Below are 22,634 nucleotides of genomic sequence, written 5' to 3'. Positions count from 1 at the left end.
CTCGTATGAGGACGATCTGGGAACCCGAGGGCTTCGAGGAATGGCAAATGCATTTCCCGGCTACAGCGTTCGTGCGTCATCCTGCGGAGCTGGACTGGACCGATCTGTTCCTGCAGCGCTGGCAAGCGCCCTTGCCCGCCCTGCCAAAAGACACCCTGGTCGTGCTGGTTGCAGGTCTTTACTCGGAATTCATCCTCTACTGCAATCGCGCCTGTGCCCGGTCCCTCACCTCTGCGGGGCACGATGTCCTGCGCATGCCGGTGCGCTCTTCGCGCGGTGTGATTGAGCAAGGCAGGCACATTGCGACCCTACTCGGCAGCAGACTCAAGCCAGACCAGCGCTTTGTGGTGCTGGCTCATAGCAAGGGTGGTCTGGATACGCTGGCAGCGCTGTCACAGAACAAGAACCTGCTCGACGCCTGTGACGGCATCGCTCTGGTGCAGCCGCCCGCAGGACCATCGCCGATCATTGATACGCTGCTGGGCCACGGTGCCGCCGGCGCTGGCAGAAGTTACCGAATGGACAGATTCCGTCAGGCGATGATCAACAGCGCTCCGCTGGCTGCTGGCACCCGGGACATCAGCAGCAGTCGCGATCCACAGGTTGCCAAAATACTCTCTGCCCTGCCCGACAAGCTGCACTGCCTGCATGTCGTCAGTTGGTCCGCTGCGCGCCGCTCGCAATTCGATACTCACCATCAGCGCCTGAATGCGTTGCGTCCCGGGCATGCGCATGACGGTCAGTTCTATATGGAAAACCTGTCGTTGCCAGGCGTACCGCAGATCTGCCTGCCGGATCTGGATCATGGTCAGCCAATACTGGGCGGCGCAGGCTTTGACCCGGCGAGATTCTGGCGAACATTGCTGGACGTCCTGCACCAGACACGTGCGCCAGAACGCTCTACACCAGATAGATTTCGAAGCCCGGAATACTCGCCGCACAAGCCTCTTTAAAGTCGGCTGCGTGGCTGCCGCAGGGTGCCGTGTAAAGGTCCATCGGCAAGGAAAAGGCGTGATAACGATGCATTGCTTTCCACAGCGGGTCCTGGTCGTACAGGCATAATTGCATCAGCGAATAGTCGTTGCGGACCTGCTTCCAGGCAACATCCAGCAGTGCGCAAAACACCTCGGGGTCACGATGGCGAACCTGCAGATGGGTCAGGTAGATATCCCGCAGGGCCTGGCTAGGCGCGGCGATACCCGGTCGGCCTGCCAGAGGTGCGAGCGCATTGTAGCCAAGGCGCAGTAACTGCTGCGTCAGGGGCATCTGTTCGACGACGATACGTTTTATCTTCCCGGCGTCCCAGGGCGCGACGCAGCCAAGCAGGTTGTCGCGGTCATCGACAGCCAGCAGAAACGAGTCAATGCCGAAATCCGGCCACTGACTCAGCCTGCGCTCAAATTCCGCCTCGCTGAACACACAACCGAACGATTGTCGGGATGACTCGCTATCGAGAAACGCCCTCAGCGCATCCAGATACCGGGGAGCTGCGCGTACCACCCTCACCTTGGCGCTCGTACGGGGAACTCTACTCAAGCCACGCTGGCCGTACACTGAGACGTTACTGTAGCCACGCCAGTGTGCGAGTTTCAGCGGGTTTGCTCGTCGTCCTCGCAGCAGCGACCGGGTCGCCAGGGCGTTGTTACGGATGATGCAGCAATAGGCATGCTGCACGCCTGTTTCACGGGAAAGATCCGCGAGACGCGCCGCTACCTCGGCCATCCATGCCCCGGACAGTCTGCGATCCGGCGTCAGTCGCAGATCGCCCAGATATGCGACCGGCTCGACACCACCGTGCAGGTAGCCATCACGCACCACCAGGCTCGCCGCGCCGCGCAGCTCACCGTCCGGGCTTTCGGCTATCCAGGTGCGCTGATCGTCGGCATGACAGCGATGCAGGGCGAAGTAATCCGGGCTGCGGTCAAAACGCAGCGGCATGCTCCCGCGCATCGTGTGTCGCCGTTGAAAGTCGAGAAGTTGCGAATTGTCCGCCGCACCGGCCTGACGAATCAGCACGCCGAACACTGCTCGGTCATAAACAGCCGTCGAGCCAGCGGCCGCAGGTTTTCGGGGGTGAGACGACACAGGCAGACCAGTTCATCGCCCTCGGCGTAACCAGGGTTCTTCTGCAGGAAATACTCGACTTCCGGCAGCTTCGCGTGATTCTCCGAGATCAGTGCAAGCTCCGCGCTGAGGCGGCCCTGCGGTGTCTTGAATGAAAGCACACCGGTTGCCGGGTCGTAGGCATCGCCGAAACGCGTATGTGCCAGGTGATTCATCAAGGCCTGGACACGAGGCGCTGTCGAATGACCCGCACGCGGTGCGTAATCCAGTACCATTGCCCGCAGATAGCGATAGGTTCTGTGCCCCTTGCAGATCAGAAACCAGTACAGGGGAACATCGGGAGCCTGACGCCACAGGTCGCCCACCAGTCGTGACCAGGCGAATGCCAGTTGCTGGCTGCCCCAGTGTTCAGGGGTGATGATAGTGTCCCCGGAAAAAACGAATTTGCAGGGCTGATTGTCCCAGCTCATTTCAAACAGTTTCAGCGTTGTGAACCCCATAATCGTGTCATGGGTGTCACGCAGAACGACGCAATGCGTCTTGTCGTCAAGGTCCTGCTCGAATCGAGCCCGGCAGGTATCCTGATAGCAGGCAGAATAAATCTCGAACATCCGATCGATATCATCTGATCGTAAATCGGGGCGCCCAACGGCGGTCGCGCACAAACTCATGGAGGCCTTCGATGTATGGAAACACAATGACCGGATTCTGAATTGCCGGGCCGCCGAGGGCAATCAGTCTCTCCGCACAATGTCCCGTTTCTTCTGAAATCATCGCTGCGCACAGCCTGGCCTGTCCGGGTGTTCGCTTGTGCACGTACTGAATGAACCAGGCTTCGCATCCATGCATCCTCATCACTGCGCCACGTCCAGCACTGATCGCCCCGTTACCTGGCTGTTGGTCTACCTGCTGGTCACCGGCCTGCTGTACTTTCTGGTGACACACGTTCCAATGGGCGCTGTCAGGCTCGTCGAGCCAGGCATCGTCGACCTTCATATGCCCTTGCTGCCGTTCACGCTGCCGCTGTATCTCAGCTATACGCTGGTGATGCCAGTGCTTGTGTACATGGGCCGTAAGTCCTCATGGCTGCTGCCGGTTTTTTTCGCTGGCGCCCTGGCCGCCGGGCTGTGCCTGATCAGCCACCTGTTCTGGCCGACCATGATCCTGCGTCCTGAAACCGGGTCTGCGTGGCTCGACTGGCTGTACCGGCTCGATGCGCCACTGGCGGCCTCACCCAGCGGGCATGTAGCGTTGCCCGTTGCAATCAGCGTCGTCATGGGCGGTTTGCGGCTGCGATCCACCTGGGTATTTGCCCTCTGGAGCGCGGTGCTGATGCTGACGGTGATGACCACCGGGCAGCATGTCTTCACCGACATGGTCTATGGTCTGATCACCGGTCTGGCATGCGGCATGACGACTCTGGTCCTCAGGCGCTGTGCGGTGGACATGCGCACCCTATCGGCAATGCTGCTCGAATGGCTGTGCATACTGGTCACGATTCGTGTCGCGATTTACCTCGCAGACTGGCGCTTCTATCTGCTGACGGTGCTCGTCGTGGCGGCAAGACAGCACGCGTTGTTCGTGCTGTATCACGATGCAACCCACTACCACCTGACTCGACAGCGCAGTATCAACGACTTTCTGATCAATCTGGCTATCGGTGTTCCAGGCCTGGTGCCGATCGAATTCTACCGCCCCCTGCACCTGGACCATCACCAGCACGCGGGTACCGAACAGGACCCGGAACGACGCTTTCTCTATTACCGCCAGCCTTGGCATTTCCGGCCGTTAACCGCGAAGCTGCTGGCCAGACAACTGTTGGGAGACTTGCTGCTGATCAATACGCTGCGCAATATTGCCGCCTACAAGGCCGCAGGAGGCGCGCCGCCAGCGATCACCCGCCCGCTAACTGCGGCAGCGCTGATCTGGCTGATGATTGTCGCCGCGCTCATCTGGCAATGCTCGGCGCAAACGTTCGGTTTGATAGCGATGCTGTGGTTCCTGCCCTTGATTACGGTCGGCACCCTGCTGCAGAAAATTCGCAGCATGGCCGAGCATAGCGGCGGCCCCGGCGTCACACCTGGCTGGGAAGAATGGACATACGCCTGGCGCGTCGGCTGGCTGGGGCGGTTTTTCATCTGGCCCTACCACATCAACCTGCACTTGCAGCACCACCGAGCCGCCAGCATACCCTGGCATGCCTTGCCCTCTGCAGTTCGAGCCGAGGAAAAGCTCATGGCATCCCGCTCGCTTGCCTCGTTGATGTGGTCGAGGCTCAAGCAGAAATACTGATACCTGATTGTACGAGCGTCTTCTTCAATGTTTACTCATGAGCTGAGCTCATGAGCCTATACCGATAACACCCCATTGTTGACCAAATGACAGCGCTATAAGGTGATCCGGACATCACGCTGAAGGTGCGCCTACAGCGCATTTGTCCGAGTTTCACCGAGGAACTGTTCATGAAGACCCGAGAAAAGTCACCGTAGTCATCGGTGCCAGCTCCATAGGGCAAGCCATTGCCCGCCGTGTCAGCGTGGGCAGACCGTCGGCCTGAGTTACATCCCGCATGACCTTGTCGCCGAACACATCGAAGCCGGACGCCTGATTCAGGTGCTGGACGACTGGTCGCCGACGTTTGCCGGCTTCCACCTCTACTACCCGAGCAGACGCCAGGCATCGCCAGCGTTTGCCCTGTTGCTGGAGGCATTGCGCTATCGGTGATTCATTAAATAACCGAAACGCGCAGCACCGCAGCCACCAATCATTGTGTTTGCACGCGCAGCCTGGCGGGCTCGCGGCTTTTCTCGGCGTAATGCCGCGCGCGACGTAAAACATGCTGGGTGGCTCTGTGCGCTTCCTCCTTGTTGAATTCGACATGCGCTTCCAGCAACTGCTGAGCCTGCTGAGGTTGATGTTGCAGGAGGGCCTGAAGAATGCTGCCATGCTCTTCGTAGGTTGCATCGACCCTGGAGGCGCTGAACTCAAGACGCCGGATAGTCCGGGTCTTCTCGGTTATCTCGTAATGCAGCCTCGCCATTTCCCGGTTACCCACGGCCTCTACCAACGCACAATGAAACCGCTCGCCCAATCTGGCCAGGAGATCGGTGTCCCTCAATCGCTCATGTTTCGGCACCAGCCAGGTGCGTATGAGTTCGTCGATCAGCGGCTCGACGCTCAGGTCCATCAAGCCCAGCCTGGCAAGCGCCTCCAGTTCAAGCACCACACGCACGTCGTACAGCTCTTCGAAATGTCGGGGATCAAAGGGGCGTACTTGCCAGCCGCTTCGGTAATAAACCTCCACGTACCCTTCCTGTTCCAGCCTGAACAATGCCTGCCTGACCGGTGTACGACTGGCCTGAACGCGTTCGGCCACTTCACCTTCAGTAAATCGTTCGCCGGGTAATAGGCGAAACTCGGAAATGTCTTCTTTGATGCGAGCGTAAATCCGCTCCGATATGTTTTCCGGGCGTTCTTTCGACTTTTTGGCACATGCTGTCTGCATTGATGATTCGTCCTTGTAATCCGGTTACTTAACGTTGGTCATGACGATCTGCGGCATTGCCGGAGGCCCACCAGCGCGGAAAATCTGCAATGCCGTCAATCACCGCATCCACGTTTTGCCTATGGGCATCAAAAAGTGCCGGATCATATTTTCCGGTACGCACCAGCAGGCTGCTGGCACCAACGGCTTTCGCCCCGGCGCAGTCCGTCAGCACATCATCGCCCACCACCAGAGTGCGGCTGGCGCAGGTATCCAGCTTGCGCAAGGCGGCGTTGAAGAACATGGGTGACGGCTTGCCCATGACCAGCGCCTGAACCTGCGCTGCGGCCTCAAGACCGACGATGAAAGCTCCGCAATCAAGGCGTTCGCCGTCGTGATCAAACCAGAACAGGTTTTTTTGCAACGCAATAAGACGAGCGCCGCCCCGCAGCATGCGGAAACAGCGATTCAGCGTGGCGTAATCGAATGCCTCGCCAATATCGCTGATGACCACCACGTCAGGGTTTGTATCGTCTGTAAGAATGCCGTTGAAGGCCGCTCTGATCGAGTCGGGCACCAGCAGATGGCACTTGAGTTGCGCATGCTGTTGCAAGTAGCCCACACAGGCCGTTGTAGCGGTTTGAATTTCGTCGGGGGCCACCTCGATTCCGGCCCGACACAACTCTTGCGCCAGATCCACCGGCATCTTTGCCGTGGTGTTGGTCAGCAGTTGCAGGCGCAGCCCTTGAGCTCTGGCGAAACTCAGTGCCTCGGCTGCACCGGGTAAAGGCTGTCCCTTGAGGATGAGTGTACCGTCGATGTCCAACAGCAGGCTGTCAAAATTCATGGATAAGCTCCCTGTGGCTGAAATGATCGGGGCAGGTTTCACAACGCGGCGGTCAGCCATTGGCGAATCTCGGGCAATGTCAGTTCAGCGTTGGCAGGACATGGCAATGGCGTGCTGCTGGCATCCAGTACTACACCACGCAACCACGGGTCAGAGGCACACACCGTGTGGTCGCCACCTTTACGGCTGAGGCGGACACAGTGCTCTGAACGTGCCGCAACCAGTCGGGACCCTCTTGGAGCCTGCCAGTAGCAGGAGCCCGTCCAGCCTTCAGGGAAACACTGCTCGCCCGGACACTCGAACATCGTCCATTCATGTCGAAAAGGCTGCGCAAGGCTTTGCCGCCAGGCTTCGGTGACTGAACGGGGGTCATGCCCCGACATCGCGAGCCGCGCCTCATTGAACAGCAGTAGACCGTTGTCTGCCGGATGAAAGACTACTGCGCTTTTTTGCATATCCGGCACGCCCGCCGAGTCATAGACCAGCCAGCCCTGACGCTCGAAAAATGCATTCGGGTATAGGTCGTGATGGACCGGGGCCATGCCGTGATCCGAATGAGCGACGCAGCGTACCTCGCCACCCGCCGCATTCATGCAGCGCTGAATCAGCTCGTCGACCCAACCCGATACTTCATCGAACAACTGTTGCCCGACCTCGCGCATGCGCTCACTGGCCCAGTCTGGCGTAAGGTATTTGAGCAAATGATGCGAAAGTAGATCGACCACCGGGTAATAACCGATGACTCGCTGTGCATCACCCGCACGGACTGCGCCGACAATGTCGCTGCAAAAGCTTTCATGCATCTCCCGCATCAGTTCCAGCAACAGCCACTCCGCTGTGCCCTGCCCGCCTTCGTCCAGCCGCTTGCCCAGTTGTCCGCCGCGATAAAGCACGGTCAGGTCTCTGGCCACATAAGCCTTGCTTTTGTCGCTCTGCAAATCCAGCGCCTGAACCTCTTGGTAGCCGAAACTGACCACACTTATCCGGTCCTCGACACATACGGCACGCAGCGCAATCGCCTTGCAAACGTTGCCAGGCCCTTTCTCCGGCAGCGGCAAGTGCACCGTACTGCCCAGCGGCAACCAGCAGGGGGCACGGCCATCCTCCTCTGGCCAGTCGAGCATTGCGCCGCCCTCGCGCGAGCTGACCCTGGCAGCCATGTCCAGCCTCTCGATGCGCAGGTGCCCGCCGTTTTCGATCAACTCGGGAGGTACGGAAAAGCCCTCATAGACACAGCTTTGCCCGAGCAATGCGCTGCCCAGCCTGTCCGGCTGGACAAAGGGCACCGCGCACAGGCGAAAGGTGATGCCTTGGCGAGCCCATTCGTCCCAGACCATGTCGATATCGCGCGGCCAGGCCTGAAAGGCATCCGCCACGGCCAGACAGTTACGAGGTGTCGGCGCGGGGACGAGATAGCCGGTCAAACCGTGCTCGCTGACCTGTGTACCGCTGAAAATCGACAGCAATGATGGCGGGGTTTGACAATTGGGCGACAACGGCAACAGCGGGTAGAACGGCCAGCCCGCAGAGGGCTGCTCAGGTTTTCTTGCCCGATAACGGTTGACCAGCTCCCACGACAGCCCGTCGATCAATAGCCATATCAACGGATCAACACCTTTCATGAAGCTATCCGCCGTTGAGCACCGTGCATTGCCCATCGGGCCACCACTGCAACACGCTGCTTCAGTTGCGCCAACGAACCGCTATTGGGCAGTACGTAATCCGCGTCGATCCGGCGCATCTGTAGGTCAAGCGCGCTGTTTTCCACCACACTGATATCGCCGCGCTGGCCCAGACGCGATTGCCTCAAGGATGAATCGGCCAGCACTTTGATTACCTGAAAGCCTTGCTCATACAGATACGGCCAGTCGACGGTGTCATCGCGCAGGTCGTCATTGATGACAACCTGCGCACGCGACTGCAGCAACCGCCGTGCGAAGTTCTTGACCAGCGACTGACCGTCCAGAACCCTTAGTTCGCGCGCGATGCACTCCAGCAGGCGCTGGTTCTGACTGCCGCTTGCCAGCTCCACCCCGGCCTGTTCGTAGAACAGGCCTTGCAACTCATACAGTGGCTGGGCCAGCTTGATGACCTCTACCGACAGCCCGGCCTCTTCGAAATGCTCACGCAGCAACTGAGCGGTTGTGCTCTTCCCTGAGCCGCTGGGGGCCACCAGCGCCAGACGCAATTGGGTAGCGTGGTTCATGGAATCTCCTTGTCTCAGGCGCTGATGAGTTCACGCGCCACGCCGACACGACTTTGCCATTGCACGCCGAGCAGCCCCCGGACGATCTGCGCTGGCACGGTATCGGTCAGCGAAGTGGCGTCAAGCAGGCCGTGCCAGGTTGAGGTCACGAAACGGTGCGGCCACTCGAAGAGCGTGGGCGAGTGGATTTGCTCCAGAATCGCATCGCGGCCCATTGCATGGATCTGCAACTTGCCCCGCGCCGCGACATTGGGCAGTACGACTGTTTGCAGCCAGCCACAGCCTTCAGGACTGGCCTTGAGTGCGGCGCGCATGGTTTCAGGCATGCACAGGCGTTTTTCGGTGTGTGCAATCGACAGGTCATCAGCCACCGCAGCCAGATCGAGTCGCTTGGCCAGTTCGGGGTGTGTACGCAACGTGCCGACACCGACATGCGGGTAGTCCGGCCAGCCACGGGCACGAACCCGACCGTCGATACAGTCCAGCAAAAGCTTGTCACCGGAAAAGTACAGATACCCCTCGGACAGCACCAGGTCCAGCATGGTAGTGGTCTTGCCAGCTCCCTTCGCACCGCCGATGGCAACGATTCCACCGTCCGGCCCGACCACCGCCGACGCATGCATGATCACACTGCCTTTGGCCTGCTCGACCAGCAGGCCGTAGTAGCGCACCAGCTCGATCAAGTGAATGAATGCGTTTTCGTCGCCGTGAAAATCAACAGTGTGACGTGCCCGGTCAATCCGGTAGCCGACCTGCGTATCGGCATCCCAGGCGTAGTCCAGACCGGTCTGCGGGTCGTGGCCACGCAGAACACGCAGGGTAAAACCAGGGGCATAGGTTTCGCGGATGATGTCGGGGGTGACGCAGAGGCCAACCCACTCCGGTTTGAAAGCGGTGCTGTCGTGCAGCCGGACCCTTAAATCGACCGTTGTCTGGCCGTCGTCCGCGACTTCGGCAAAGTAAGGTGCCAGGAACACTCGCAGCCGCTGGGCCAGTGCGGAGCCCGAGGTCTGATCATCCAGTTCGAATCGATAGCGTCCATTGCAAAGATAGCGGCTCATGAGTACAGGCTCTCCCGGGTGGTGATAAAGGGCGATGGCGAGTGCAGAAATGCAAAACGGTCGGCCAGCGGCCAGCATTCCTGGCGACGCTCGTCCAGGAACGCGTGCAGACGCGTCATCAGCTCGTGCAGATCGGCGTTAATTGCCTGAGGGTCTATTACGCCTCGGGACTTGAGAAAGCGCACTTCACCGCGTGTCGTACTTACCGAATGCGCAGCTAGCGGCGTGCAGGTCTCGAACGTGATCACGAACAGGTTGCCGCTTTGCACCGATTCGCACGGCGCACTGAATGCATAACGTCGATACTCGCCAAGTGCCTGCAATGTGCTGTCAACGCTCATCGCCATGGCCTCCAGCGTCGGTGAGCCCAGCGCCAGGTGCTTCACCGTGCCCGACAAGCTCCCGGGCGCACTGCGAAACAACTGCACGATGGGTTCATTGACCGCCAGCTTGCGTTTGCGGCTGCAATGCTCGACCCACACATAGCCCCCGTCCTCATCCCGGGCGGCGGTCACCTGATGATCCCAGACCTGAAACTCGTCACCGCACTGACTGGTGAACGGCGCCATTGCCGGGCTGAAACTGGCATCAAACCAGGCCTCGCCGAGCATCCGCGCATGGCAATCAGGCGCCAGCTCGAAGGACTCGACATACCTCTGCTCGGTAGTGGTGTAGCGACATTCCCAATTGTTGATCGCCAGGTGGTTACGTTCGAACGCGTTGCGCAGCGCCATCAACAGGTTCTGCGGGACTGCGGGCTGCTCGATCTCAAGCGGAGGCTGTACGAAAAGCGAACGATGCACATCAATGCGATTCAGCAAGTGACTGATATACACGTGGTCCGCCTGTAACGTGATGACCGCAAGCGGGATGGCGGCTCCGGACAGGTTGTGGCAAGTTTCGTCGCCCAGATCACCGTTTTCATCATCAAGAAGCATTGCCCCATCGGCGTCCCAGCGGGCCAGAACCCGGTGGCTGCCTCGCAGGTCAGCGACCGCGGTCAGCTCGCCCAGCAATGCCGTGTCCGCAGCAATGGCATACAACGTGTGGTCATCGCTGCCGAACGGCTCCTGATGGCGGATCTTCCAGCTACCAAACACAATAGCCGTTTGCGTGGTCGTGGATTGCGACATGATTATCTCCCCGGCAAAGTGAATTCAGAGCCGACTCGCCTCACGGGCAAAGTCGAGTTTCGAATAGAGATCCTGCTGAAACGGCAGGTTTCGCTCCGCCAGAAAATCGCGCATCACGTTGGATACGGTTTCAAAGTCTTCTTCAACTTCACGTAGCGTGTGCAATGTCCTGCTGCGGCAATACTCGACCTCGACCTGAGCAAACTCTGCGCTGCCGTCAACCATGCGGCAGACATCGAAATACGCGCCAAAACCATTGCCGGTCCTCAGCGATTCGAAATTGATGTCGATCCTAGTACGCCTGAACGGCTTGAGCCGACACAGATTTGCCGAGGTCATCGAGCGGGCGTGAGTTTCGATATCGGCAAACGCCACCGGCTGATCGGTGTTGAAGTCTTCGCGGCGCAATTCGGCGTTTTCGAGAAACCATTTGCGTTTGACCGCCATCAGCCCATCGGCCTGAGGAATGAACGAGATGTAACCGGTTTCGAGCGGGTCGCCCGTCACTTCGAAAATGTGCGATTCATAATCGTAGGTTTGAAAGTCACGGTCGATTTCCAGCACCAGGTCCTTGAAAGCGCCCTCTCCGAACGCTTTGTGCATCGCGGTGGACAACTGCCACATGTCAGGTATCTGAAACGAGGTGAATTTACGTTCCAGCTCCATTTCCGGCCGCCAGCGCACGTACCAGCAGTCATCACTCAGCATCGGTTGCGAAACAGCCACACGCGCAGCAGCGGATCGGGCCAAACGTTGCCAGGCCCTCCAGGAAGCACGTTCTACCGGTTCGACATCCATAAGGTGCAGGAACAAGGCCCCGGCTTCGCCCTCATGGATATAGTGATAAACGCTGCATTTACCGAGGTGATGCGTCACCGCCAGAGTGGCCATCAGCGCCTGATCGGACGGCCGACGGTGAAGCGTCGGGTCCAGCACATGCATGCGTGAGCGACTGTCTTGCGTACGCTTGCGCTGCCCGGCATTGAAGACTTGAAAGTCGAAGTCCTTCATCGGCATGGGTACATGCATGTGATGGGCATTGGAAAGCCACTGCGCATGCAACGTACCACTGGGGATGAACAGACCGTTGTCCGAGTGACGGGCTCGAGCAGCCTCTGTGTCGACAATGGCAACCAGCGCAGAATCAAGGCTGCCGTTGAGGGTGTGCGGATCGAAGAACAGCAGTGAAATATCCGTAGTCATTGTAGCTCCCGTACTTCGTTGACAGCGTGAGGCAGCGCCTTCGGGCTCTGGCTGAAAGTGATCCGTTGTCCGGCCAGCCCCTGTTGATACAGCGCCTCGGACTCCACGGCGGGGATGCCGTGTTCACGCAAGAGGATCGAAAGATGACAAAGCATGGACGCCTGCTCGAAGACAAAACCGCGCGCGAACGGCAGCAACGCCGCCAGTGCCGCGTAGGGGCGTGGCGAGACCACAATGGCTTGTCCGTCATGAGCACGCAGTTGTCGCTCAAGCTCCTCCAGTTCAGCCCCTAGAGAGCTGGACGTGGGGATCGAGTTGATCGACACGGTGGCTGAGATACTCAGTTCTTCCAGTTGCCGACCGGCAGTTACTACAACCACCGGCCCGTCGGCATAACCTGGAGAAATGAGGCGGATTTCCGTTGAGTCCTCTACCTGCACGAACGTCGACAACGGCGAGAAATCAATCAGGTGCAACTGCTGCCCGGCTCTCACCCACTCCAGTTGCACCGAGCCCAACAGTTCGCCGGCGGCGTGAGTAATGCTGTGCAATTGCAGGGCATCTGCCGGGCCAGTCGGGTCGTGCGCTACCAGCCGGGCGCGTTGCGTCCCGGCGATGCCGCGATTGATCGCCAGCAAGCCTTCCGATGACCATTCGCAGGTCGTCGAGCCGTCATCGCACGCCTGAGTGATGAGCCCTGTTTCACCTTTCAGAAACTCGCGGACCACAAAACACACCACCCGCTCATCACTGAGCTCAAGCAGGCGCTCACGCAATGCGCCACGCTCGAGGATCTGCTGGCGTACCTGATCGGAGAAGTCCAGCACGACCTGATCGGTGTTGAGTCGGTCCAAAAGCAGCTGGCTCATCGCTGGCTCGACCAGCCCCTGACGGTTTGCCTTGACCAACAGCGCCTGACCTGCCGAAACGTCGTGGGTTTGCGCGAACAAGGCCAGCGGGCGGCGCTTGCTTCGGAAATACTGCGCGAAGGCAGGCAATGGCCGGAAATCCATCAGTGCTTCATCACTGGCAATATACAGTTCGGCCCATTCCAGGACCGGCTCCAGGCTGCGTGCTTCGCGCAGACTGGTGACGGGTCTTGCCTGGAGCAGCCAGAGTTTCTGTTCATCCGCCGCCCACTCGATATCGGCGGGCAGCCCCAACGCCGCAGACGCATTGGCAGCCAGTGTCGCCACCTCCAGCAGCAACGCCTTGTGCGGCTCCAGCGCAGGGTCACAACCCAGCAATTGCTGGTCGCTGACCCGCGCCGACATGCCCTTCTCTACCCCGGAGACCATCGCTTCGCCCAGCGATGCGACGGTTTCAATCAGCGTTACTGCCTCCCCGCTAAACGGATCATGGCTGAAGGCTACGCCTGCGAAGCGGGCCTTGACCATGCGCTGCACGATCACCGTCATCTCTACCGGCGTTTCCAGCATCGACGCTCGCAAGCGTTCCAGAATGGCCTGGCGGGAAACTCCGGAGCGCCATACATCGAGCACCGCAGCCTTGAGTGCCGGTAGCCCCTGCACCGAAAGGTGTGTGCTGAAAATCCCGGCAAAACTGTGCTGATTACCATCTTCGATATTCGCCGAAGAACGTACGGCAAGTTCGCTGCCGGCATCAAAGCCCGTTTGCTCAAGCAGCGCCTGGAGATGGCTGTCGGCAGCCTCACTCCATTCAAACTCGGCCAGCCGGGCGATTCTGTCCATGTGTTCGTCAAGGAAGGCACCTGCGGTGATCCGCACGGTTTTCAGCGTGTCTTCAATAGCCTTTTTGCGGTCTGCGAAGTCGTGCCAGAGCACGCGGTAGTCTGCATCGTCCAGTGCGCTCAGGGGCGGCACCGGCAATGTAGCGGCAAGCTGTTGCAGGGTTGAGTATTTACTGGACACGACGGCCTCCTGCTATCAGTGGAAGGTCAGTGGCCCTTCTAACAGGCCCACTGGCCAGTGCATCCGGGACTGCATCAACCTCCTCCTGGGCTGCCAGAACCGGAAACGGCGCAAGATTGGGCACCACCAGCGGCTGTGGGCGTGGCGCCTTTTCGAAATCCATGAATATGCGTGACGCAAAGGCTTCGGTCGCGCCCTGGTACTTCCCGGAATACAGCTCGATATCGCCTTTGACGTTCCAGAACATCATTTGACCGATGTTCATGCCGGGGTAAACACGGATGCGGTTCAACGCATACAGCTGCAAGGTCCAGCGTCCGACGAAACCGATGTCGCCCAGCGGGGCCGACAGGTTGATGAACATTCCCAGTCTTGCAATCGAGGAACGCGCCGCATAAGTGGGCACGAAATGGGTGCTGCCCATGGTTTCTATGGTCGAGGCCAAGTACAGCTTCATGGGCTGCAATTCATAGCCTTCGGGGCCGATTTCGATGGTTCGGGTGGCCGCCTCGGTGCGCACATCGATCACATCGTCTTCGTAGACCTTCATCTGGTCATGCAGGCGGAAGTTGTAACTGTTGGGGTTGACGTTCTCATGGGAAAACGGACTGATGACGATTTCACCCGAACGCACACGATTTTCGATTTCACTACCGGTCAGTATCATGGTCAATCCAGAATGATTTTCGAGGGCACGGTGCTCTTGGAGCCCAAGTAGCGTCCCGCATAACAGGTGGTCAGGCCGAAGTTTGCCCAGAAGCAGACCTTGGCCACTTTGGTGCCGGCATAGACCCGCACCGGCTGGGTAACGACAATCTCCAGGGTCCAGCTGATGGCCGCGCCGGTGTGGCCGAGCGGCGCACTGGTCTGAATGAAAACGCCACAGGAGGCGGTGGAAACGTTGGCGTAAAGCTCACTGGCAAAATCGATACCGCCGATCTGCTCGGCCGTGGCGCCCAGGTAAAAGCGGTTGGGGTACAACACAAAGCCTTCGGGCGGAATATGATGCTCGACCACCTCCAGCTCCCCGTGAGGATCGATGCGGTCGCTGCGGTACTCCAGAAGCAGATCCGCCAGGTGACAGCCGTAGGAATTGACCTCGACATGAATGGGGTCGAAAGGCTCGATGACGACACTGCCGACCTCGCGCATTTTCACTATTTCAGAACCGGTCAGCATCATGGGTTCAAGCCTCCTGATCCAGAGACGCCACGGCGCGTGCCTGCCCGTTCGCACCGTACAATTCGGCCCGCATGCTGCGCGCGCCCCAAAGATAGCCTTCGGTGTTGCAGGCGGCGGCCGAGCCTGGCAGGCGCTGAGCAAGGCGTCGCGACAAGGTGCCCAGGTGATAGCTGGGCACCTGTTGAAAAAGGTGGTGCTCCCAGTGCCTGTTGATATTGCACGGTGCAAACAACCCTCGTTCCAGCCAGCCCGGGCTGACGCTGCGTGCATCGCGCTTCACGCTCCGGGTCGAGAGCCCGGCATGCTCCGACAGACTGCGAATGCGCAGAATCGGCGGAAGAAAGAACACCAGCGGTGCCAGCCAGTACAACAGCACGCCCGGCCAGACACTGAAAGCGCTGATGAGCAGCACTGCACAGGCATAAAAAGCCAAAGCCTGATAGCGCTCGGTGCGCGTCGCGGGCGAAGGGCTGGTGAAAAGCCCGATCACGCTGAAACTGTCCATCGTGCGTAACGATTGCAGGGTCGACAACCCGCTGATGTCGCGCAGCAAGGCCTGCCAGAACAACCCCGAACTTGGCGGTGCGAACGCATCGGCGTAGTCCGGGTCGGTCGGCGTATTAAGGTGCTTGTGATGGGCAATATGGTGAGCCCGATAACGTGACGTGCTCAATGTCAAAGGGAACGTCAGAAAGACGTTGGAGATCAGGTCGTTGCGCCGCTTGTCACGGCTGATCAGCAAATGCGCCGCGTCGTGCATGAGCACCAGCAACGCGTGCTGTCGCGTCGCAATGACGACTACGGCGATAATGCAAACCAGAGTCGAATCGCTGACTTCAGCCAGCGTGACTGCGGCGACGATCACCGCCCACTGCACGCCTATCTGCAATGCCTGCCGCCAATTGCTGAGTTGCTTGAGATCCGAGGTCAGTGACAGGTTGTCACGTGCCAGCGTAGCGCGCTCGGAGCGTCGGTCGTAAGCGCCACTGTCCATCGTGTCGAGTTCGATTGTGTCTTCCATCTTTCATCTCCCGTTCAATCGTTGAAAGGGCCTGCTAACCGTGCATTGCCGCTGATTTCGCGACAAGCTTGTCCAGGCTGAGCCGCGCATCGGGCGCATGAGCCAGCCAGTAATCCACCGCTCTGGGTAAAAATATTTCTGCGCTGGGTGCCGGGTGCCGGACATTCAACGGGGGTCTGACCAGATCGCTTTCGGCGTACACGCCATAGATCTGTAACAGGCGCTCGAAATAGCGGAAATCCCGGGTTGAAATACCCTCCGGCCGCCATGCAACCAACGAGCGCTTGAGGAACGCCCATTGCCGACTGCGCAGGATCGGTGCCGGCGTCAACGGTGCCACGCCCGCTTCCTGTCGCGCATGGTCGACACGCGACTCGATGATGCGGATTACCTGCTCATAAGGCAGGCGCGCATCTCCTGCCGACGCCACAACCTCGCGCGCGTCTCCACCTGCGACGCAATGACTGACCAGGTGGATCAATTCGTCGACCACCCAGTCGATAGGCACCAGGTCAAACAGCCCTTCGCGGTTGCCGACCAGAAACGGCGGTGAAAAGGAATTGATGAAGCGGATCAACGGATACAGCCCATGAAAACGACTGATTGCGCCGTCGCTGGTAGCGCCGATGACCAGGCTGCAACTGAACACGGAAATCGGCATTTGCCTGCCGAAGGTTTCGCGTAACCCCCGCTCGGCAGCGGCCTTGCTTTCCTCATAACCGTTGCGATAGGTCCATCCCTCACACTGCGTGAAAGCCGTGGACACGTAGATGAAGTGCGGCTTGCGCACCAGTTTCTGGACAAAACCGCAGAACAGCTGCGCACCTTCGACATTCAGCTCATGCATCTCTTCGAACGTCTTGTCCCAGGCCACATCGGCAGCGAGGTGGACCGCCGTGGCGCTCTCGATGGCTGGCATGGTGTCCGCCAGCGCATTCAGGGAAGCGGCATCTGTAAGGTCGGCGATCCGGCACTCAAGCCGCGAGCGGCTGTCCGCCGGCAGGTCTTGCAGGCAGCGACTGGCAGCTTGCACGGAACGACACAAGGCTATGACATGCGACTCCGGATGCTGACTGAGCCAGTCGCGTACGAACCAGGAGCCCAGAGCGCCGCTGGCACCGGTGATGATCAGTGTCGAACGCATGTCAACAGCCCCCTGCCGCAACCCGCTGATGACGGCGAGCGAGCAATTGATTGCGTATACCGTCGAGCATCTGGATGTTATTGGCGCGAATCGCGCGTTCACCAATGGGGTGCAAAACCTCGGCCAGCGACGGGATGCCTAGGTCGAAGGTGACATTCAGGTCCACATGCAAGCCATCGGCGCGTTGTATCAGCAGCCACTCGCCGTACCAGACCTCAAGGTCGCCATCGGTCTGTTTGAACTCGATGCGCTCGTTCGTCACCAGCCAGTCCTGCTCGGTCCAGGTCAGCTCGCTGCCGTTAATCAATACTCGCCACGTACTGGAGACATATTCACTCTGCCGGGGGTGAACGATCACCTCCAATACATCACTCATGAAGTCGGGATAGCGGGCGAAGTCCGAGAGGATCGGCCACACTTCGCCAGGCTCGAAGTCACCAAGAAGCACGCTGGTTGATACATCAGGCATAGGAACTCTCCGTCATTGGATGGAACGATAGGCCGCGTCGACGGCATCACAGAAACTGTTGATGCCCTGTTCGAGGTCGTCCCGGGTGATGGTCGCGTCGGGATAAACCCGCAGTACCCGGGTTGCGCTCAGGCAGAAAGCCAGCAGCACATTGCGGTGTGCGGCCTCGATCAGGGTCTGCGCCACATAGTTACTGGAAGTGAACTCCACACCGATCATCAGGCCGCTACCGCGTACTTCAGCCACCGCCGGGCAGTCCGGCAGACGTTTGCGCAGGATTTCCATGGCCACTTGCCCCAGCTCATTGACGCGTTCGCAGAATGCGGGATCGCTAACCACGTCGAGCACCGCGTTGACCACTGCCCCGGCCAGGGCGCTGCCCGCATAGGACGAGGCATGCACAACCGGATCACGCGCGGGTGCGCCGAACCGGCTGCTGTCGTAAATGGCGGCGGCCACCGGGAACACGCCGCCGCCCAGGGTTTTGCCGAACACGATGATGTCGGCTGGCGCTCCGCAGACCAGCGACCCGCTGCGCCCCAGGCCTGATTGAATCTCGTCATGAATCATGAACGCGTCATGCTCGCGACATAGCCCGGCAAGTTCTCCCAGAAAGCTCAGGTCCACCGGCCTGATTCCGCCCTCTCCCTGAACAGGCTCGGCGATGACCGCAGCAATATCGCCTTCTGCCAGTGACTTGCGTGCAGCGTCCAGATCACCGGCATTGATGAACACCACATCTTCGGCATGCATCAGCGAGGCGTGGCCCCTGTAGCCATAGCTGACCGCCAGCGCGCCGCTGGTACGCCCGTGATAAGCATGAGTCAAAGCGATGATTCGCCGCTTGCCGGTCTGCATGCGCACCAGTTTGAGCGCCGCTTCGATGACCTCCGAACCGCTGTTGCCGTACAGCACGCCATTACCTGGCCGACCGACACTGGCCACCAGGCGCTCAGCCGCACTGAGGCTGGGTTCGTTGGCCAATATCCGGCTGGAAAGGCCCAGCGACGTCACCTGCCGCGTTAGAGCAGCGACCACCTCGGGGTGCCGATGGCCCAGCAGATGCAGGCCGAACGATCCAAAGTCCAGCCAGCGCCGACCGGTATCGTCGGTTATCCACGAACCCTGGGCCGAGTGCTCGGCTGCGGTAAGCCCTGCCATTCGCAACATCAGGCCTTGCTCACGGCCGAATACCGCCCCGTAACGCTCGACAAACGATGATTTGCGCAATGGCACACTTGCAGGCGCGGTCATGACATGACTGTTCATAGAGACCTCATCAAAGGAGCCAGAAAGGCAGCATCGCGTCCTGCCAGTCGGCAGGAGCGGTCCCAGTCACGCAGGGTCCGCAGGACCTGGCCCTGAGTGCCCGGCAGCAACGGGTTGAACAGCTTTCCGGGAAAGGCTTGCAGAACTTCCTTGAACAGCTCGATCAACCGGCTTGCCTCATCAATCCGGTCGGCATCGGTATCCGTGGGGACGCCCAGCCATTCGACGGCGACTGGCCCGGAGTGAGCAATGACGTCTGTGAGCCCGTATTCACTGAACAAGGCGAACTGGTGTAACTCGTTCGGGGTGTCGGCACCGGCGAGTCGGCAGTCAATGTCGACCATCAATTCAGCCAGCTTGATTCTCAGCGCATCCACCACTTGAGGCTCGTTCGCTGCGCCTTCGAGGTCTTCCAGATAGGCTTCAAGCTCGGTCATCAGCAACCAGGCCACCGATATCAGCTTTTGCGCGTAAGGCCCTGCCGGGTATACATAGCCGCCACTCAGCCGGGGAAACCACTGGCGACCGGCGGCCTGTGCTGAAATTGCACTCATGCGTGTGCTCCCTGCATCGGGTTGTGATCCTTGAGTGAGAAGCTGACGAGTCCGGCACGCGCAGCGCGCAGAAGACAGGCGGCAGCCTCGGGGGATTGCTCGGCAAGATCGATCGGGCGGGTGCTGGATAGCTCTGGCACATCCACACGTACCAATAGCGTCGCCTGTTGATCGTCGGTGAGCACAAAGTCGACCCCCGGCAAAAACGCACTGGCGGCGGAACGCTCGATACCTGGTTTTAACGCGGCATAGTCCGCTTCGCAGGCAAAGGTTTGCTCGGCGAGCTGGGTCAATTCACACAATTGCATGAGGCCTGCCCCCTGCAATCCATTGCGGCAGGCAGGATAGGCGCGTTGCCACAGCTGCCCGATGGCACGGGCAAGGCCGTCGTCATTCAGCATGCCGTGCCTGTTGAGCGCGCGGTCCCATCGCAGGAGTGTCCACTTGCGATTGGAGTTGACCCAGCCGTGGCTGGCCAGCGTCGCGTTCATCAGAAACAGTGCGGCGTTGCAGGCATAGGCGGCGGCCGCGCGGTATTCGCCACTGCGCCAGGCCAGCACTGAAAAGCAGGCGCTCTGGCGGAAGTCATCGAACGCTGCCACCGACCAGATCGAACTCAAGTCCTTCTGACTGTCCAGATAAGGAAGCGACTGGTCGGTCGAAACCGCGCAGACCAAGCGCTCCAGGTACTTTCGCGATACCGCCTGCTGCTTGTCCCACTGCTTGAACGCAACGAGTTTCTGTGCGGTAGTTTTGTGTGCGTCCGTCGCCAGTTGGGAGAACGCGTTGTGAACTTCTTCGCGGGCAAATGCCACCACTTCCATATGGTGTTCATTGTGGTAAATCTGCGAGGCCATCGATTGATCGGACTGCCGATCATCAGTCACACATATCAGGTCTATATCACTGGCCGCATTAGCGATGCCATGTACGGGAGAGCTGCTGATCAGCGCCAGTTGTGCATCGGCATACTGGCGTTTCACAACCTCTTCCAGTTCAGAAAAAGCAAGTTGGCGCGAGGCCAGAAACTGCAGGGCGTTGCCTGAATAAAAAGCACGAAAATCCATGTACACCTTCCACTCGATAACGGTGACTTCATTGGGGCTGCTATTCGGCTTGCCGAGCAACCCCCTGCCTGATCCATGACCATGAATTACTTTGTCGTCGTTAACGCGAGCGCTGACGCAATGGAACAACCCCCCATTACTTCACGATGTTGTACCCAGCAAGTGGCGTGCCACCGTTATTGATCATCGTGTATTGGCAAGGTGCCAGATAATCGCCAACGCCGGTCTGAAGCGTGACCGAAAGATCAGCAAGCTTTTAAATTCACTGACTTTTTTTCGTAAACCTTCGAAATATGACAACTTTAATATATGTATCTAATTATGTATAAGCCACTTTTAAAAGTAGCAAAGTGCTATCCATGTTTATTATTTCAGGGCACGTAAGCAACTGCACCACGCCGACTCAATAGCGTCGAAATCGCACTGTTTTGGCTTATCGTCTTGTATACATGTTTATTAGATCACTGCCGTCAAGTTTGTTCAGCCGCCTGATAAAGCAGTGGCACGAAGCTTGCTCAAACTCTGCTCACACTTCGAAGCCAGGGAAGTTCAACGTGGACACACTTCTTGCACAATTAGCCGACGACACCAACGACACCTTCTATACCGTTGACCCGCGCTGGATCACTCGGAATGCGCAGCAATTCAGTGGCTGTTTTCCAGGTACCGTGCTGTATGCAATGAAGGCCAATCCACTTGTGCAGGTACTTGAAGCCTTGAGCCAGGGCGGTATCAATCATTTTGACGTGGCGTCGCTTGCAGAGGTGCAGACGGTACACAACACGCTGCCCAACGCAGTTCAATACCTGATGAACCCAGTGAAGTCCCGCCATTGCCTGCACGAGGCCTACTATCGGTATGGCGTGCGTTCATTTGTGCTCGACAGTGAGGAGGAACTCTCGAAGTTGCGGGACGTGTTGCCCGAGCGCGACAGCACGATCAGCCTGTTCGTGCGCTACGCACCCTCCGAGTCGACGGCGGTTTATGATCTCAGAGGAAAATTCGGGGCAAGTCCGGTGTTAGCGACGCAACTGGTGCATCAAGTGGCGTCCAGCACCGACTGGTCACTCGGGCTGTCATTCCATGTCGGTTCGCAAGCCATTGAAGACGGCCCGTGGCTCGCTGCCCTCAATGACGCCGATGCCATTGTGCGCGACACCGCCGAGCACGTCAGGCACCTGGATATCGGTGGCGGGTTTCCGGGCAATTACCTGAACTCCATGGGCAATACGCCAGACCTGGTTGGCAGAGTCTGCGAGCATATCCAGACCAGCCCGACACTGAAGGACCTGAACCTGATCTGCGAAGCGGGCCGTGGCCTGGTCTACGGCGGCATGTCGCTATTTGCACGGGTGCTTTCAAGACGCGAACACAGTGTTTTTTGTGGTGCCGGTATTTTTGGCGGTTTGCTCTCAGCCCAGCAGTGGCTGCAATTTCCCGCACGCGTGTGGCGGGACGGCACCCCTTACACCGGTGCAGCGGAAAACACGTTCAATATCTTCGGCCCCACCTGCGACAGCATGGATCGCCTGGCCTTCCCCTACACGCTCGCCAGCGATATCAGGGAAAGCGACTGGCTGGAATTCCAATCGACCGGCGCTTACTCGGTGTCCTTGCGCACCCCGTTCAACGGGTTTTACGCCGACCGCATCATTTCTCTCCCTTCCTGAATGCCTGAAAAGCGATCTGCCGCCATGCTCATAAAAGCCTATTTGTTCCTGCTCGCAGGAATTGTCGCTGAAACAGTGGCGACCATCGCACTGAAAGAAAGTAACGGCTTCACCCGCTGGGTCCCGGTTATTGCCTCTATCGCGGGCTACGGGCTCGGAATCGTCTGCCTGGGGTATGCACAACGGGACTTGCCCATGTCCCTGATCACCTCCATGTGGTCAGGGTTGGGCATTACGCTGATCACTGTCATTGCCGCGTTTCGCTATCAACAGGTGCCCACGTTAATGGCCGTGAGCGGTATCGGCCTGATCATCGCGGGCATCATTCTGGTCAATCTGGCCAAGGAACAAGTGGCCTGACAGCGTCT

At 59.0% G+C, this 22,634-nt stretch carries 22 protein-coding genes and 1 pseudogene; 5 read left to right on the top strand and 18 right to left on the bottom strand.

Annotated features, from left to right (window positions below; genetic code table 11):
* Positions 1-5 precede the first annotated feature (5 nt).
* Positions 6-953, top strand: a complete 948-nt coding sequence (locus tag RYB09_RS19425; protein ID WP_058428004.1) for a hypothetical protein — start codon at positions 6-8, stop codon at positions 951-953.
* Here the strand turns inward: RYB09_RS19425 and RYB09_RS19420 are convergent.
* A complete protein-coding gene (locus RYB09_RS19420; RefSeq protein WP_316889810.1) occupies positions 901-2,016 on the bottom strand; it encodes a hypothetical protein in 1,116 nt (371 codons plus the stop codon). The two genes, RYB09_RS19425 and RYB09_RS19420, sit on opposite strands and share 53 nt — an antisense overlap.
* Positions 2,010-2,675, bottom strand: a complete 666-nt coding sequence (locus RYB09_RS19415; RefSeq protein ID WP_057432522.1) for a hypothetical protein — start codon at positions 2,673-2,675, stop codon at positions 2,010-2,012. Before RYB09_RS19415 ends, RYB09_RS19420 begins: the two co-directional genes overlap by 7 nt.
* 232 nt (positions 2,676-2,907) lie before the next feature.
* Between RYB09_RS19415 and RYB09_RS19410 the strand changes: the two genes are divergently transcribed.
* Complete coding sequence (locus RYB09_RS19410) at positions 2,908-4,356, top strand: fatty acid desaturase (RefSeq protein ID WP_316889806.1); 1,449 nt, start codon at positions 2,908-2,910, stop codon at positions 4,354-4,356.
* A 258-nt stretch (positions 4,357-4,614) separates the two neighbouring features.
* A pseudogene (locus tag RYB09_RS19405) lies at positions 4,615-4,788 on the top strand (LysR substrate-binding domain-containing protein); the annotation flags it as partial.
* A gap of 40 nt (positions 4,789-4,828) precedes the next feature.
* Here the strand turns inward: RYB09_RS19405 and RYB09_RS19400 are convergent.
* From RYB09_RS19400 to RYB09_RS19325, 16 genes are read right to left on the bottom strand one after another with little or no spacing between them, the layout of a single operon-like run.
* Positions 4,829-5,569 carry a GntR family transcriptional regulator gene (locus RYB09_RS19400; protein ID WP_057403045.1) on the bottom strand — a complete coding sequence of 247 codons (741 nt, stop codon included), beginning with the start codon at positions 5,567-5,569 and terminating at the stop codon, positions 4,829-4,831.
* Positions 5,570-5,597: 28 nt separating this feature from the next.
* Positions 5,598-6,395 (bottom strand): TIGR01458 family HAD-type hydrolase, encoded by a 798-nt coding sequence (locus tag RYB09_RS19395; protein ID WP_316889803.1) that lies wholly within the window; start codon positions 6,393-6,395, stop codon positions 5,598-5,600.
* A 38-nt stretch (positions 6,396-6,433) separates the two neighbouring features.
* Entirely contained in the window at positions 6,434-8,017 is a 1,584-nt protein-coding gene (locus RYB09_RS19390; RefSeq protein ID WP_316889801.1) for an alkaline phosphatase family protein, read from the bottom strand.
* On the bottom strand, positions 8,014-8,601 hold the full coding sequence (locus RYB09_RS19385) for a dephospho-CoA kinase (RefSeq protein ID WP_044321502.1): 588 nt from the start codon (positions 8,599-8,601) through the stop codon (positions 8,014-8,016). The genes RYB09_RS19390 and RYB09_RS19385 overlap by 4 nt, the downstream gene beginning before the upstream one ends.
* Before the next feature lie 14 nt (positions 8,602-8,615).
* On the bottom strand, positions 8,616-9,662 hold the full coding sequence (locus RYB09_RS19380; RefSeq protein WP_057403041.1) for a hypothetical protein: 1,047 nt from the start codon (positions 9,660-9,662) through the stop codon (positions 8,616-8,618).
* Complete coding sequence (locus RYB09_RS19375; protein WP_057403040.1) at positions 9,659-10,795, bottom strand: hypothetical protein; 1,137 nt, start codon at positions 10,793-10,795, stop codon at positions 9,659-9,661. Before RYB09_RS19375 ends, RYB09_RS19380 begins: the two co-directional genes overlap by 4 nt.
* A gap of 24 nt (positions 10,796-10,819) precedes the next feature.
* Positions 10,820-11,998: a hypothetical protein gene (locus RYB09_RS19370; RefSeq protein WP_057403039.1), complete on the bottom strand. Its 1,179-nt coding sequence runs from the start codon at positions 11,996-11,998 to the stop codon at positions 10,820-10,822.
* A complete protein-coding gene (locus RYB09_RS19365) occupies positions 11,995-13,890 on the bottom strand; it encodes a PEP/pyruvate-binding domain-containing protein (RefSeq protein ID WP_316889798.1) in 1,896 nt (631 codons plus the stop codon). The genes RYB09_RS19370 and RYB09_RS19365 overlap by 4 nt, the downstream gene beginning before the upstream one ends.
* Positions 13,880-14,557, bottom strand: coding sequence for a dCTP deaminase (dcd, locus tag RYB09_RS19360; RefSeq protein ID WP_057403037.1), 678 nt, complete (start codon positions 14,555-14,557; stop codon positions 13,880-13,882). The genes RYB09_RS19365 and dcd overlap by 11 nt, the downstream gene beginning before the upstream one ends.
* 2 nt (positions 14,558-14,559) lie before the next feature.
* Positions 14,560-15,072, bottom strand: a complete 513-nt coding sequence (locus RYB09_RS19355; RefSeq protein WP_004667600.1) for a dCTP deaminase domain-containing protein — start codon at positions 15,070-15,072, stop codon at positions 14,560-14,562.
* Positions 15,073-15,076: 4 nt separating this feature from the next.
* A complete protein-coding gene (locus tag RYB09_RS19350; protein WP_057403036.1) occupies positions 15,077-16,093 on the bottom strand; it encodes a fatty acid desaturase family protein in 1,017 nt (338 codons plus the stop codon).
* 34 nt (positions 16,094-16,127) lie between these two features.
* Entirely contained in the window at positions 16,128-17,237 is a 1,110-nt protein-coding gene (locus RYB09_RS19345) for an SDR family oxidoreductase (protein ID WP_057403035.1), read from the bottom strand.
* A 1-nt stretch (position 17,238) separates the two neighbouring features.
* Positions 17,239-17,706 carry a type II toxin-antitoxin system RatA family toxin gene (locus RYB09_RS19340; protein ID WP_005732080.1) on the bottom strand — a complete coding sequence of 156 codons (468 nt, stop codon included), beginning with the start codon at positions 17,704-17,706 and terminating at the stop codon, positions 17,239-17,241.
* Positions 17,707-17,718: 12 nt separating this feature from the next.
* Positions 17,719-18,975, bottom strand: a complete 1,257-nt coding sequence (locus RYB09_RS19335) for an aspartate aminotransferase family protein (protein ID WP_316889794.1) — start codon at positions 18,973-18,975, stop codon at positions 17,719-17,721.
* On the bottom strand, positions 18,972-19,529 hold the full coding sequence (locus RYB09_RS19330) for a DUF6031 family protein (RefSeq protein WP_057403033.1): 558 nt from the start codon (positions 19,527-19,529) through the stop codon (positions 18,972-18,974). Before RYB09_RS19330 ends, RYB09_RS19335 begins: the two co-directional genes overlap by 4 nt.
* Positions 19,526-20,596 (bottom strand): DUF6001 family protein, encoded by a 1,071-nt coding sequence (locus tag RYB09_RS19325; protein WP_057403063.1) that lies wholly within the window; start codon positions 20,594-20,596, stop codon positions 19,526-19,528. The genes RYB09_RS19330 and RYB09_RS19325 overlap by 4 nt, the downstream gene beginning before the upstream one ends.
* 554 nt (positions 20,597-21,150) lie before the next feature.
* On the opposite strand from RYB09_RS19325, the gene RYB09_RS19320 reads away from it, so the two are divergent.
* Positions 21,151-22,266 (top strand): decarboxylase, encoded by a 1,116-nt coding sequence (locus RYB09_RS19320; protein WP_057403032.1) that lies wholly within the window; start codon positions 21,151-21,153, stop codon positions 22,264-22,266.
* A 24-nt stretch (positions 22,267-22,290) separates the two neighbouring features.
* Complete coding sequence (locus RYB09_RS19315) at positions 22,291-22,626, top strand: DMT family transporter (protein ID WP_004662130.1); 336 nt, start codon at positions 22,291-22,293, stop codon at positions 22,624-22,626.
* Positions 22,627-22,634 lie beyond the last annotated feature (8 nt).

Source organism: Pseudomonas syringae group sp. J254-4 (assembly GCF_032586855.1).
Taxonomy (GTDB): Bacteria; Pseudomonadota; Gammaproteobacteria; order Pseudomonadales; family Pseudomonadaceae; genus Aquipseudomonas; species Aquipseudomonas amygdali.
The sequence above is the reverse complement of the archived record's forward strand: the minus strand, read 5'-3'. Positions and strand labels throughout refer to the sequence as shown.